Below are 13,311 nucleotides of genomic sequence, written 5' to 3'. Positions count from 1 at the left end.
ATGAACGTTATGGAGAGTCGTGATGGGTTGGAAAGGGACTGTACGTTCGCTGCAAGCGTCTGCGCGGCGATCGGAACGAAACGCTCATCGCCGTCAGCGCGAACTTGAAAAGCGACAGAAAGAGTACGCAAAGATGGAAGCGCTGGAGCAAGCAGCGTATGAATGTGAGGTTTACGAAAATCACGTAGACATCCTCCTTTCGATGCACAAGGAATGTGCCGAGCCCGTAAAATGGAAGCGACTTCTCTCCAACCCTGAACCTGGACAGCCACTCAAAAGCAATACTCTCGAGCAAGAAGCTACGCATGCGGCCGCTACATATCACCCCAATTTCTGGGCTCGGCTCTTCAAGCTAGAGGCTCGTCAGCGTATAGCCCTGGTAGGCAAGATTGGCGCCGCGAAGGCGGAAGACGAAAGGCGATATCAGGCTCAGCTTGATGGATGGAAAACTGCCCATACCGAGTGGGCAGAGGAGAGGGACATTGCTATCCGTATCCTTGATGGTGATCGTCAGGCCAAGCTAGATGCCATCGAAGCTTTCGAGTCGTTTGCAGAAATATCACACCTCGGCTCAGCTATTCAGATGATTGTTCATGAAGGTGGTGTCCTAGAAGCCAAAGTCGCTATCCATGGCTCCGACGTGATTCCTGCCGAAATCAAATCTCTACTCAAAAGCGGCAAGTTGTCGACCAAAGCTATGCCAGTTGGTCGGTTCAACGAACTCCATCAGGACTACGTGTGCAGCTGCGCGCTGCGAGTAGGTCGAGAGTTGTTGGCAATCCTGCCGGATGACCTGGTCATCGTCACCGCTCTTGACAATGTGCTCAACAGCTCGACAGGTCATATGGAGGAACAGCCAATTCTGAGTGTTGCGTTCTCTAGGTTAACTGTTGACGGACTTAACCTCGAAACCATCGATCCATCTGATGCTATGAGGAATTTTGTCCATAACATGAGTTTCAGGAAGGGCGCCGGATTTTCGGCCGTTCCTGCCCTTGATGCTCAGCGCTTCGCCGTAACCATCTAACGCCTAAGGCAATCCATACATAAGGACGCTCATGACCCCTCCATCTCAACCTGTCCGCAAGGTACTTCGAAAAAAAGTAGCTGAAGAATTCACCCCTTTCGACGTTGTTATCACCGCGATTAACTGCACAACAGACGGTGCCGATTTTGTGATCGGAGGTGCTAAGTTTCCGGACCGGAAAGAGACGTTGACTATTGGAACATCTGTTCTAGTCGACGCCGGTAGCGACGGTTATTTACAACTAAGGCTCATGGGCAGCAGTTACAGCGAAGCAGATGTTTTGCTTACTGGCGTGTCGATTCAGGCTCAATTGTTCGGTAGCATCGAAATCGAGAGTCAACAAACCTCGTTTACACCCCAAGATATAGCCAAGATTCAGCAGGGGTTTAAGCAGGTACTCGATGAGTTAAAGAGCAATGCCGATGTTAGCGCACAACAATTTGCGATACTGAAAAACCAACTGGATACGGCTGCACAGGCAGCTAACCGTCTTAGCCGAAAAGATTGGGTTATTTATTTTCTAGGTATCCTGGCGTCGGTCACCATTTCGGCTGGCTTCTCTTCAGATGCTGCGAAAGCGTTGATGCACGCGGTAGATCATTCGGTCGGGCAAGGGGCTGTGTTTGTCATTCGTCTTCTAGGCAAGATTTGAGTTAAATCGTCGACAGCGCCTAACGGGTTCTGTCGACGGTTGACGCAGAGGCCTCAATAGCGCATTTCCACCGCCACATAAGCCCCAATCCCATCCCCCGGATACAACGACGCCGTATCCTGCCCCTTCGCGTCATACAACGGCTGCACCGCCGTCACGTATTTCTGATTGGTCAGGTTCTTCAAATCCAGCGACACCTTCCAGTCCTTGCTCGGCGTTTCATACCCCACGTTCGCCCCGAAGATTGTGTAGGAGGGCGCATAGAAGCTGTTCGCATAATCCACCGCCGTACGCGAAGCCGATTGCACATTCACCCCGGTATAGAAGCCCGCCGGGTGCTGATACTGCACTTCGCCCTGATAGATATGCTTCGGAATCCCCGGCAGTTGGTTGTCGCCGAAGGTCGGGTCGTGGCGGTAGTAGAAGTCGTTATAGGTATACACCTGGCGCAGGGTGATTTTTTCACCCGAGGTGTTTTCCCACAGGCGTGTATTCAAGCCGGCCTCGATCCCTTGGTGGATCGTCGGCGTGGCGTTGAATGCACCGGTGACCGCAGCAGCCGTGGAGGTGGCCGGGATGATCTGTACGTTAAGCAATTCATTTTTCACCCACGAGCGGTAGAGCGCCAGGCTGCCGTCGAAGATGCCCGATGAACCCTTGATCCCGACTTCCACGGTATTGGCTTTCTGTTCCACCAGCGGCCGTACGTACGGCGTGGTCGGCCCGGAGCCGGAGTATTCCCAGGACGCCGGTGGATCGACGGAGCGGCTGACGTTGGCAAACACTTGCAGTTGTGGGTTGAACTCGTAACGCACGCCCACTCGCGGTGCCAGGCTCCAGTTGTCGTAGGTCACATCGCTCGGGTAGGTGGTGGTGTTGGCCACCAGGGCTTCCTTGACGTCGGCATGGCGGCGCACGTTGATCGCCGAGACGCCACTGGTCAGCCACAGGCCGTCTACCAGTTCCAGGTCGTTGCCCACGGAGAACACGTGATCGAACGAGGAGCTGTAGTCGACGAACTTGCGCGTCTGTTTGTTGGCGAAGGTGGAGTCGACCTGGCCCTTGAGGTGCTCGGTGGAGGTGAAGGCCAGGCTGGAGCGGCTTTCGTGGCCGAACAGGGTGTCGCGGCGGTCGTAGTTGATCACCGCGCTCAGGTCATGCCAGTCCCAGTAGCTGGGGTTGCTCGGGCTGTTCGGGCTGTTGTTGTGGGCGTACTGGTAGTAGACGAAACCTACCGACAGGGTGGCGTCGTCCTCAAAGGTGTAGGTGGTCTTGCTGCCCAGCCATACGCTGCCGGGGCGACGGCTGCCGGCGCCGCTGCTTTCGGCGGTGGCACTGGCACGGTCGGAATGGTGCTTGACCGCATCCAGGGTGGTAGCGCTCGGGTCGTTGTGGAACTCGTCGCGGTAACGCAGCATCACCCGGGTTTCGAGTTGCGGGCTGAAGCGGTAGCCAAAGTTGGCCACCACGCCCTGGCTCTTCGACAGGCTGTAGTCGCGGTAACCGTCGCTGCGGTAGTTGTCGGCATTCAGGTAGTAATCGAACGCACCCTCGACGCCGCCGACGCTCAGGCTTTGCTTGTTGTAGCCGTAGCTCCCGGTTTCCGCTCGCACCCGCAGCCCGGGTGCGGTGTAGCCGGTCTGGTTGACGAAGTTGATGGCGCCGCCAAGGCTCAGTGCTCCGTACTGGAAGGCGTTGGCCCCCCGCAGGATTTCGGTGTAGTTCACCCCCGAGCCGTTGAGGAATTCATAGGGTGTGCCGCCTGGGCCGGTGATCGGCAGGCCGTCGAACAGGAACTTGATGCCCTCACGGAAATACCCCGGCGAGGTGTTGGCGCCCGAGCCACGGATGGAGATCTTGGCCGCGTCGTTGCCGCCGGTGGACTGCACGAACACCCCCGGCTGATAGGCGAGGGTGTCCTGCAAGGTGGCGGTGCGTCCCTTGGCCACCTGTTCGCTGTCGACCACGCTGGTGCCGCCTGGCACTTCGGACAGCTGACTTTTGGCTGCCTCAACGGGCGTGATTTTTTGTGCCTCTACTGTCACCGTCTTTAGCCGTGTTCCGGTCGTCGGTGTGACCTCATCATCTGCCTGCACACTGGCGGCAAAAACCAGGGCTGAGCCCAGCCCCACCATCGCCAGCCAAGTTGCTTGCCGCACGGCAAGTGTCAACTTTTGCAACTCTCCCCGAAAGATTGGATCCATTAAGCGTGTTCCTTGTGAATAGATAAAAGAGCCCCAGCTTTCTATTCGAATAGTCATGCCTGTTTCGCTCTGAGCAGTTTCTATGCCAAGACTATTGGCCAAGGAATACGGGCGCTTAGTTAAGGTTAAGTGTTCTGCGGGATACTTTGTTTTGAATCGGTGTTTGATTCTCAACAGTCAACTTTAATGGCTGGGATTACCGCAGCTGTCGCGAACGCAACAGCTGATAAGCAGTGTGTAAGGCTACCAACAATTCCGGGGAGTATAACGGGTATAACCATATAAGTGTTTGGCAGTGTTCGCCTCGTTTTACAAGGGTTTTGCGCTGGTTTCGTGGTCAATATGGCGTTTCTTGAAGACTGGCATGCTCACTGCATTACACCCCGTAATTGCAAACTTTCAGTGTTCATCGAGTTCCTCTAAGGAAGTGTCATTGACAACCATCCTGAAACTTTCAGCGGTTATTTCACTGTGCCTGGCAGTCAATGCCTGCTCACCGGCTGCGGCACCGAAACATGAAACGTCTGCGGCTGATGGCACGGTCACCAACGGTGTAGTGACTTATTCGGCGACGGACTTTCATGAGTCGTCACCGGGGCGCAGTGGCGGAACTTTGCGCGTCTCAGCCGCCTCCGACGCCGGCAGTTTCGATGTTCATGCACTGTCTAACGGCAACATCCAGTGGATGGGCCGGATTCTCTTCGATTGCCTGGTGTACCAGGACGAGCAGGGCAATATCAGCCCGTGGCTGGCCCGCTCCTGGGACATCTCCGACGACGGCAAGACCTACACCTTTCACCTGCGCGACGACGTGACCTTCAGCGACGGCGAGAAATTCAATGCCCAGGCGCTGCAAACCAACCTGGAACACATGCGCGACCCGGCGACCAAGTCCCCACTGGCCGCGGCCTATATCGCGCCGTACCTGGATGGCAAGGTCATCGACGACTACACCTTCGAAGCCCATTTGCGCGAACCCTATACGCCTTTCCTGGATGTGCTGGCGCAGTCCTGGCTGAGCATGATCTCCCCCAGGCAGATTCGCGAGGCGCCGAAGACCATCGCCGAGCACCCCATCGGCAGCGGGCCGTTTACGTTGCAGAGCTACACCCGTGACCAGGGCGCGGTGTTCATCAAGCGCCCCGGCTATAACTGGGCGCCACCGGTGACGCGCCACGCGGGCGAAGCCTACCTGGACCGTATCGAACTGAGCTACGTCCCCGAAGCCATGATCCGCTTCACGGCGCTAGAGTCCGGCCAGTCGGATTTCGCGCTTGATGCACCGGCCCAGAATGCCGCCGCCATCCGCGCCAACCCCGACCTGGTGATGCGCAGCCGGATCCGCAAAGGCAACCCGAGCCGCAGCATGACCTTCAACGTCGAGCAGCCACCGTTCGACGATGTACGGGTGCGTCGCGCAGTGGCCAAGGCCATTGACCGCGAAGGGTTGGCGTGGATTTCCGGCTTCGGCGAATACATCGCCAAGGCGGATTTCCTGGCGGCCAACACCCGGTTTTATCAACCCAACAACGACGCCCTGGCCTACGACGTGAAAGCCGCCAATGCGCTGCTGGACGAGGCCGGCTGGACCGGGCGCGATGCCCAGGGCTATCGAACCAAGGACGGGCAGCGCCTGAAGGCAACGATGCTGTCCTATGACAACCCGGCGTTTCCCGCCAGCGTTTCGGTGGCCATCCAGGCCGACCTGAAAAAAGTCGGCTTCGAGATGCCCATCGAAATGCTGCCGCTGACCCGCGTGACCGAGAAACGCTACGCCGGGAAGTTCCAGGCGCTGGCGGGCGGTTACTGGCACACCAACACACCCGATGGCCTGTTCGTGCTCTATCACAGCCAGGCCATCAGCACCGACAAGATCATCGGCCAGAACGTCGGGCGCTTCCGTGATGCCGAACTGGATCGCGTGCTCAGCGCCGCCCGCCAATCCCGCGACCCGGTGCAATTGCAGGCGCTCTATGGCGAGGCGCAAAAGCGCCTGACCGAAACCGTCCCGGCGGTGCCTTCGGTGGAAAGCCAGGTGCTCACCGCGTATGGCCGGCAGGTCCAGGGGGTGATTTTCGATACCTCCCACAACGTACCGTTCTTCACCAGCATCTGGCTGGACCGGGGGCAACCATGAGCCTGTTCAAATCCATCGCCTGGCGCCTGCTGGCGGGCATTGGCGTGCTGTGGGGCGCGGCGACGCTGACGTTCCTCGCGGTCAATTTCAGCGGCGGTGACACGGCGCTGGCAATCCTCGGCGGGCCGGATTCGATGCCCACCCCGGAGCTGCTGGCCCGGGTACGTGCCGAGTACGGCCTGGACCAACCCCTGATAGTGCAATACGGCAATTACCTGGTGCGCCTGGCCCATGGCGACCTGGGCGAGTCCTATCGCTTGCGCATCCCGGTGCAGCAGGCGATTGCCGAGCAGATCGGTGCAACCATTCAACTGTCCCTGAGCGCGGCGTTGCTGGCGGTGGTATTGGCCCTGGTGTGCGCGATCCTCACCGCCAACCGTTCGCGTTGGGTGCGTTCAGCCGTTTCAGGCAGCGAGCTGGTGCTGTCTTCAGCACCTTCGTTTGTGATCGGCATGCTGTTGTTGCTGGTGTTTTCGTTTCATTGGCACTGGTTGCCGCCCTCCGGTTCCGTTGGCTGGCGCTCATTGATCCTGCCCTCGATCGCGCTGTCGTTGCCGGTGGCGGCAGTGCTGACCCAGCTGTTGCGCCAGTCCCTGGAAGACACCCTCGAACAACCCTTTATTGCCATGGCCCGTGCCCGTGGCTTGTCCGAAACCGCTGTGCGCCTGCGTCATGCCTTGCGCCATGCGCTGGTGCCGTTGGTGACCCTGGCCGGGTTCGTGTTCGCCAGCCTGCTGGGCGGCGCGGTGGTGGTGGAATTGCTGTTTGCACGCCAGGGCATCGGGCGCTTGATGCTCGATGCCACCAGCAACAAAGACGTACCGGTGGTGCTGGGCGTGACCTTGCTGGCCGCCACCGTCTATGTGCTGGTGAACCTGGCCGTCGATTTGATCAACCGCTGGATTGACCCTCGGGCCAACCAAGCGTGAGTGCCTTTGAAGAAGGAAAAACCATGAGTGCTTCGATCCCCGCTGAAGTGAGTTATGCCGACTTGCACCAGCGTTTCGCTGACGTATTTGCCCGGATAGCCGACACCGCCGTCGTCCGCGAGCAGCAACGCGAGCTGGCCCATGACGCGGTGGCTTGGCTGCGCGAGGCCGGCTTTGGCGCACTGCGTGTGCCGCAGGCCTTGGGCGGCCTGGGTGCAAGCCTGCCGCAGTTGTTTCGCCTGTTGATTGAACTGGGAGAGGCCGATTCAAACCTGCCGCAGATTGTGCGCGCGCATTTCGGGTTTGTTGAAGGCCGGCTTTCCAGCCGTGACAGCGAGTCCCAAAATTACTGGTTCGCCAAAGTCGTCGACGGCGAGTTGTGGGGCGCCGCCATGGCCGAGCGCACCGACACCACCCGCAACTCGGTGACCCTCAGCGCAGTCGACTCCGGCTGGCAGCTGGACGGCGAGAAGTACTACTGCACCGGCACGCTGTACGCCAACTGGATCGCGGCCGTGGCCCTGGATGGCGAAGATTTTGTCAGCCTGGCGGTACGCACCGACGCGCCGGGTGTCACCGTCGAAGATGACTGGGACGGCTTTGGCCAGCGACTCACCGGCAGCGGCACTACCCGCTTCAAGGCGGTGAACGTACCGGAGCAGCACATTGTGCGGCGCTTCAAGAAAGACGAACTGCGCGCCGAGTCCTACCTGAGCGCTTTCTACCAGCTGTTCCACCTGGCGACCCTGGCCGGCATCGCCAACGCCGTGCTGCGCGACGCCACCGAGTTCGTCAAGGGCCGCACCCGCGCGTTTGGGGTGCCGGGGCAATCGAGCCCCAAGGATGACCCGCTGGTGCAGCGGGTGATCGGCCGCTTGTCGAGCCTGGCCTATGCCGCACGCGCCCAGGTGCTGGCCGTCGCGGAGGTGCTGCAGGACGTGCACGAAGCGGAGCAGGGCGGGCACGCAACCGAACAGCATTACACAGAGGCCGAGATTCGCGCTTTTCAGGCGCAACAGATCGTGCTGGAACAGGTACTGGAAGCCACCACGCTGCTGTTCGAAGTCGGCGGCGCCTCCGCCACCAGCGAGTCGCGTCGCTTCGACCGGCATTGGCGCAACGCACGAACCCTGGCCTCCCACAACCCGGCGATCTTTCGCGAACGGGCACTGGGCAACTACTACCTCAATGACGTCACCCCGAACGCCGCCTGGCGCAGCCTGCAAGCCGCCGACGCCGAGCAGCAGGCCGCCCGCGACGAAGCGAGTGCGGTATGAGCCATCAACCCTTGAAGAAAAAAGGATCACCCATGCGTTACCGCCAACTGGGCAACAGCGACATCCAAGTCAGCGTGCTGGGCCTCGGCACCATGACCTGGGGCCACCAGAACACCGAAAACGATGCCCATCAACAGATCGACCTGGCACTGGCCGAAGGTATCAATTTCATCGACACCGCCGAGATGTACCCCACGCCGACCAAGGCTGAAACCTGGCGCACCACCGAGCGTTACATCGGCAGCTGGCTGGCGGCCAGTGGTCGACGTGACGAGGTGATCCTGGCCAGCAAAATCGCCGGCCCGGCCCGTGACCCCAGCAGCCAGCAACACATTCGCGACGGCCTCAGCCGCCACGACCGGCGCAACATCGTCGAAGCCCTCGACGGCAGCCTCAAACGCCTGAACACCGACTACCTCGACCTTTACCAACTGCACTGGCCCGACCGCACCACCAACATCTTCGGCCAGCGCGAATACCCGTATCAGGCAGACACCCAGAGCGTCGCCATCGAGGAAACCCTGGCGGTGCTGGCCGATCAGGTCAAGGCCGGCAAGGTGCGCCACATCGGGGTTTCCAATGAAACCCCGTGGGGCGTCGCCGAGTTTCTCAAGCAAAGCGAACGCCTCGGCCTGCCGCGCATTGCCAGTGTGCAAAACCCCTACAGCCTGCTTAACCGCCTGTACGAAGGCGGCCTCTCGGAGTTCACCCATCGCGAAGGCGTCGGGCTGCTGGCGTACTCGCCTCTGGCCTTCGGTGCACTCACCGGCAAGTACCTCGGCGGCGCACGGCCCGAGGGCTCGCGGCTGTCGGCGGTGTACCGCACTTTCAATCGCTACGACAGTGCCTCGGCCCAGGAGGCCATCACCGGCTACGTGGAGATTGCCCGGCAACATGGCCTCACCCCGGCCCAACTGGCCCTGGCCTTCATCATCGACAAACCCTTCGTCACCAGCGCACTGACCGGGCAAACCAGCCTGGCGCAATTGCGCGACAACCTCGGCGCGCTGGACGTGACTCTTGGCGATGAGATCAAGGCGCAGATCCAGGCCATCCACCAGCGCATTCCCAACCCCGCGCCCTAGCACCAGGAGCCTGGCATGACGCAAACCATTGAAACGTTGATCGGCAATCGCCCGTTGCGTCTTGTCGGGTTTACCCAACTGCGGCCGGGTCTGTTGCTCGCCGGGGTATTTGTCGGGCTGTTGCTGTTGGCCGCCGTTGTTCCGCAATGGCTGGCCCCGTATGACCCGCTGGAGGCGTCGGCGCGCATGGCGTTCCAGGCGCCGAGCAATGTGCATTGGCTGGGCACTGATGAGAACGGGCGCGATGTGCTCAGCCGATTGATTTATGGCGTGCGTTCGTCGCTGTTCATGGGCCTCGCCGCCACTGCGCTGGGACTGGCCTGGGGCACCTTGCTCGGCTTGATCGCAGGCCTTGGGCCGCGCTGGCTGGACGGCGCCTTGATGCGCGGGATCGACGTGTTGCTGTCGTTTCCCGACCTGTTGCTGGCGCTGGTGATCATCACGTTTTTCGGCCAGGGCACGGCCAATCTGATTCTCGCGATAGGCATTGCCGGTGTGCCGCGTTATGCGCGCCTGGTGCGGGCGCAAACCCTCAGCGTACGCAATGCCGGCTACGTCGAATCCGCCGTCACCCTCGGCCAATCGCAGCTGGCGGTGGTGCTGCGGCACATCCTGCCGAATGCGTTCAAGCCCGTGTTGATCCTCGCCACCATCGGCATCGGCGGCGCGATCACTGCCGGTGCCGCCTTGAGTTTCCTCGGCTTCGGCGCACCGCCGCCTGCGCCGGAGTGGGGCGGGATGATGTCCATCGGGCGCAGCTTCCTGGCCAATGCGCCGTGGCTGGTGGCCTGGCCCGCCCTGATCATCACCCTGACCGTTGTTTCCATCAGTGCCATCGGCCGCGAACTCTTGCGCCGCAGCGAAGGAAAGCCTCTATGACGATGAACATTCATACCCTCGGCCCGTTGGTCGATATCCGCGACCTCACAGTACGTTTCGGCCAGGCCGAGCCGGTGTTGCACGGTGTCAATCTGCAGTTGAACCGGGGCGAATGCCTGGCGCTGGTGGGGGAGTCGGGGTCCGGCAAAAGCGTCACCGCCCGCACCCTGGCTGGCCTCACCGGCAAGGACGCCCATGTCCAGGCTGCCAAGCTGGCCTTCCAGGGCGTCGACCTGCGCCAGCTCAACGAGCGGGCCTGGCAGCAACTGCGCGGCGCGAGCATCGGCTTTGTGATGCAGGACGCGTTGGGCGCGCTGGACCCGCTGCGCCGCGTCGGTGCCGAGATCGAAGAACCGTTGTACCTGCACACCGCATTGGGCCTGGAAGCGCGCCGCCTGCGGGTGCTGGAACTGCTGCGGGATGTCGGTGTGCCGGAACCGGAACTGCGCGCCAGCCAATACCCCTGGCAACTTTCCGGCGGCTTGCGCCAGCGGGCGCTGATCGCCTCGGCGATTGCCTGCAATCCGCGGCTGATCATTGCCGATGAACCCACCACGGCACTGGATGCCACGGTGCAGGCCCAGGTCATCGCCCTGCTGGAGAGCCTGCGCGGTGAAGACAATGCACTGCTGATGGTCAGCCACGACCTGTCGGTGGTCTCGCGCCTGGCCGATCGCGTGGCCGTGATGCGCCACGGGGTGATCGTGGAGGAGGGCAGCACCGAACAGGTCCTGCAAGACCCGCGTCATCCGTATACCCAACTGCTGCTGCGGGCCGCCAAGGCCGTGCACTTCCAGCCCACACGCCGACTGCTCACGGCGGTGGAGCCCGAGCCGGCGCCCCAGGGCGAAATACTGCTTGAAGCACGCGAGCTGTCCAAAACCTTTGTCGGCCCCGACGGCAAAACCCGCACGGTGCTGAACCAGGTGTCGCTACAGCTGCGTCGCGGCGAGACGCTGGGGGTGGTGGGCGAATCGGGTTGCGGCAAGACCACCTTGACCCGGCTGATACTCGGCCTGGAAACCGCCGATGCCGGCGAGGTGTGGATCAATGGCCAGCGCTGGTCCGACCTCGACGCCAGGCAAAAACGCGAAGCCCGGCGTGCGGTGCAAGTGGTGTTCCAGGACCCGCTCAGCTCCTTCGACCCACGCTACACCGTGCAGCGTGTGCTGTTCGAAGCGCTGGTGGTGGCTGGCGTACCGCGTCATGCCCGGCGCGACCGTGCCCTGGAACTGCTGGAACTGGTACGCCTTGATGCCAGCGTCTTGTCGCGCCGGCCGATCGAACTTTCCGGTGGCCAGCGCCAGCGCATCGCGATTGCCCGAGCGTTGGCGTCCGAGCCGCAGATCCTGATCTGCGATGAACCGGTGTCGGCGCTCGACGTGTCGGTACAGGCACAGATTCTCGAACTGCTCGACGACCTTAAGCGCCGCCTCGGCCTGGCCTGCCTGTTCATTTCCCATGACCTCGGCGTGATCAATCACGTCAGCGAGCGTGTGCTGGTGATGAAGGCCGGTGAAGTGGTGGAGTCCGGCTCGGTACGCGCGGTGTTCGACCGTCCGGCCCATGCCTATACCCGCGCGCTGATCGATGCGATCCCGACCCTTGAAACCGACTACACGCCGATCCCGTTCTACCTGAATGTAGCGATCTGACGTATTGGAAAACGTATCTACGAAAGGAGTGCTCCTGGTGCCCAAGCAACTGCACGTGAATTTGTTTGAGATGAACTGCGTCAGCCACATCGTCCATGGTTTGTGGGTGCACCCGGACAACAACCGGCACCGTTTCAACGACCTGGACTATTGGACCGAGCTGGCGCAGTTGCTGGAATACGGCACCTTTGACGGCGTGTTCCTGGCCGATGTGATTGGCACCTATGACCGCTTTCGCGACGGCCCCGAGACCTCGCTGCGTGAGGGCATGCAGATTCCCAGCAACGACCCGCTGCTGGTGATTCCGGCGATGGCCGGGGTGACCAAGAACCTGGGTTTCGGCGCGACTTTTTCCACCACCTACGAACCGCCGTTCGCGTTTGCGCGGCGCATGAGTACCCTCGATCACCTGACCAAGGGGCGGGTGGGCTGGAACATCGTCACCTCGTATTTGCCGAATGCGGCGCGCAACTTCGGGCACGACACTGAGGTGGTTCACGATCACCGCTACGAGATCGCCGATGAATACCTCGACGTGCTGTACAAGCTTTGGGAAGGCTCCTGGGACGATGACGCGGTGATTGTCGACCGTGAGCGTCGGATCTACACCGATCCGGACAAGGTGCGCTATATCAACCACGTGGGGGAACACTTCAAGGTTGCCGGCCCACACTTGTGCCAGCCTTCGCGGCAGCGTACGCCGGTGTTGTTTCAGGCTACGGGGTCACCGGCCGGGATCGAGTTTGCCGGGCGGCATGCCGAAGTGGTGTTTACCGGTGGTAATGATGCGCCGGCGGTGCGGGCGAATATCCAGGCGATGCGGCAGAAGGCAGTTGAGCATGATCGCGATCCGGCGGGGTTGAAGTTTATTGTGATGGCGGGGGTGATCGTTGGGCGGACCGATGAGGAGGTGAGTGCCAAGCTCGACAGTTATCGCAAGTTGGTGAGTGTCGAGGCGTCGCTGGCTCACGGGCAGTCGGCGATTGATTTGACGGCGTATCCGCGGGATACGTTGATCAGTGATCTGGTGAGTCGGCAGGTCAAGGGGTGGGAGAGTTTGAGCCGGTACAAGGCGGACTCCACTGTTGGGGCGGTATTGGCGCAGTTGGGTGGGTTTAATCGCGAGCGGTTTTTTGTCGCGGGTACGCCGACGGTGGTGGCGGACGCGATTGAGAAATGGCTGGATGAGGATGGGATCGACGGGATTAACCTGAGGCAGTATTTGTCGTTTGAGACGGCGCGGGACTTTATTGAATTGGTGGTGCCGGAGTTGCGTCGTCGGGGGCGGTTTCGTGAGCGGTACAACGAGGGGGAGACGTTGCGGGAGCGGTTGTTTGGGGCTGGGCGGGCGCGGTTGCCGGGGGACCACTTTGGGGCGCGTTATCGGGATCCGGCGGCGTTGCTGAAGCCGGCGTTGCCATTGCGGTTTCCGGCGTGAGGTTTGTGTACATATCCGTTGCTGCGGT

The 13,311-nt window shown here is 61.0% G+C and carries 10 protein-coding genes; 9 read left to right on the top strand and 1 reads right to left on the bottom strand.

Annotation, left to right across the window (positions count from 1 at the left end):
• Window positions 1-22 precede the first annotated feature (22 nt).
• Together HX839_RS29820 and HX839_RS29815 are read left to right on the top strand one after the other, a co-directional pair.
• Entirely contained in the window at window positions 23-1,027 is a 1,005-nt protein-coding gene (locus HX839_RS29820) for a hypothetical protein (protein WP_177068132.1), read from the top strand.
• Window positions 1,028-1,058: 31 nt separating this feature from the next.
• Window positions 1,059-1,679 (top strand): hypothetical protein, encoded by a 621-nt coding sequence (locus HX839_RS29815; protein WP_177068131.1) that lies wholly within the window; start codon window positions 1,059-1,061, stop codon window positions 1,677-1,679.
• Between the two features lie 53 nt (window positions 1,680-1,732).
• Here the strand turns inward: HX839_RS29815 and HX839_RS29810 are convergent, their stop codons facing one another.
• Window positions 1,733-3,883 (bottom strand): TonB-dependent receptor, encoded by a 2,151-nt coding sequence (locus HX839_RS29810; RefSeq protein ID WP_177068130.1) that lies wholly within the window; start codon window positions 3,881-3,883, stop codon window positions 1,733-1,735.
• A 433-nt stretch (window positions 3,884-4,316) separates the two neighbouring features.
• Here HX839_RS29810 and HX839_RS29805 point away from each other — a divergent pair, with 433 nt between their 5' ends.
• Genes HX839_RS29805 through HX839_RS29775 form a run of 7 tightly spaced genes read left to right on the top strand, consistent with a single transcriptional unit; the run spans window position 4,317 to window position 13,283 of the window.
• Complete coding sequence (locus HX839_RS29805) at window positions 4,317-6,020, top strand: ABC transporter substrate-binding protein (protein ID WP_177068129.1); 1,704 nt, start codon at window positions 4,317-4,319, stop codon at window positions 6,018-6,020.
• A complete protein-coding gene (locus HX839_RS29800) occupies window positions 6,017-6,949 on the top strand; it encodes an ABC transporter permease (RefSeq protein WP_087694256.1) in 933 nt (310 codons plus the stop codon). The genes HX839_RS29805 and HX839_RS29800 overlap by 4 nt, the downstream gene beginning before the upstream one ends.
• Before the next feature lie 23 nt (window positions 6,950-6,972).
• The gene (locus HX839_RS29795) at window positions 6,973-8,226 is read left to right on the top strand and encodes an acyl-CoA dehydrogenase family protein (RefSeq protein ID WP_177068128.1); all 1,254 of its coding nucleotides are present in this window, start codon (window positions 6,973-6,975) and stop codon (window positions 8,224-8,226) included.
• A gap of 32 nt (window positions 8,227-8,258) precedes the next feature.
• Window positions 8,259-9,311 (top strand): NADP(H)-dependent aldo-keto reductase, encoded by a 1,053-nt coding sequence (locus HX839_RS29790; protein ID WP_087694258.1) that lies wholly within the window; start codon window positions 8,259-8,261, stop codon window positions 9,309-9,311.
• A 15-nt stretch (window positions 9,312-9,326) separates the two neighbouring features.
• Complete coding sequence (locus HX839_RS29785; protein ID WP_003219920.1) at window positions 9,327-10,190, top strand: ABC transporter permease; 864 nt, start codon at window positions 9,327-9,329, stop codon at window positions 10,188-10,190.
• Window positions 10,187-11,845: an ABC transporter ATP-binding protein gene (locus HX839_RS29780; RefSeq protein ID WP_177068127.1), complete on the top strand. Its 1,659-nt coding sequence runs from the start codon at window positions 10,187-10,189 to the stop codon at window positions 11,843-11,845. Before HX839_RS29785 ends, HX839_RS29780 begins: the two co-directional genes overlap by 4 nt.
• A gap of 37 nt (window positions 11,846-11,882) precedes the next feature.
• Window positions 11,883-13,283 (top strand): LLM class flavin-dependent oxidoreductase, encoded by a 1,401-nt coding sequence (locus HX839_RS29775; protein ID WP_008431781.1) that lies wholly within the window; start codon window positions 11,883-11,885, stop codon window positions 13,281-13,283.
• Window positions 13,284-13,311 lie beyond the last annotated feature (28 nt).

The organism is Pseudomonas sp. I8001 (genome assembly GCF_013385345.1).
Taxonomy (GTDB): domain Bacteria; phylum Pseudomonadota; class Gammaproteobacteria; order Pseudomonadales; family Pseudomonadaceae; genus Aquipseudomonas.
This window is presented reverse-complemented; position numbering and strand designations above follow the sequence as displayed.

Excerpts from the sequence above, each read along its gene's own strand:
- HX839_RS29820 (WP_177068132.1), top strand. The coding sequence starts at position 23 with ATGGGTTGGAAAGGGACTGTACGTTCGCTGCAAGCGTCTGCGCGGCGA.
- HX839_RS29815 (WP_177068131.1), top strand. The coding sequence starts at position 1,059 with ATGACCCCTCCATCTCAACCTGTCCGCAAGGTACTTCGAAAAAAAGTA.
- HX839_RS29810 (WP_177068130.1), bottom strand. The coding sequence starts at position 3,883 with ATGGATCCAATCTTTCGGGGAGAGTTGCAAAAGTTGACACTTGCCGTG.
- HX839_RS29800 (WP_087694256.1), top strand. The coding sequence starts at position 6,017 with ATGAGCCTGTTCAAATCCATCGCCTGGCGCCTGCTGGCGGGCATTGGC.
- HX839_RS29795 (WP_177068128.1), top strand. The coding sequence starts at position 6,973 with ATGAGTGCTTCGATCCCCGCTGAAGTGAGTTATGCCGACTTGCACCAG.
- HX839_RS29790 (WP_087694258.1), top strand. The coding sequence starts at position 8,259 with ATGCGTTACCGCCAACTGGGCAACAGCGACATCCAAGTCAGCGTGCTG.
- HX839_RS29785 (WP_003219920.1), top strand. The coding sequence starts at position 9,327 with ATGACGCAAACCATTGAAACGTTGATCGGCAATCGCCCGTTGCGTCTT.
- HX839_RS29780 (WP_177068127.1), top strand. The coding sequence starts at position 10,187 with ATGACGATGAACATTCATACCCTCGGCCCGTTGGTCGATATCCGCGAC.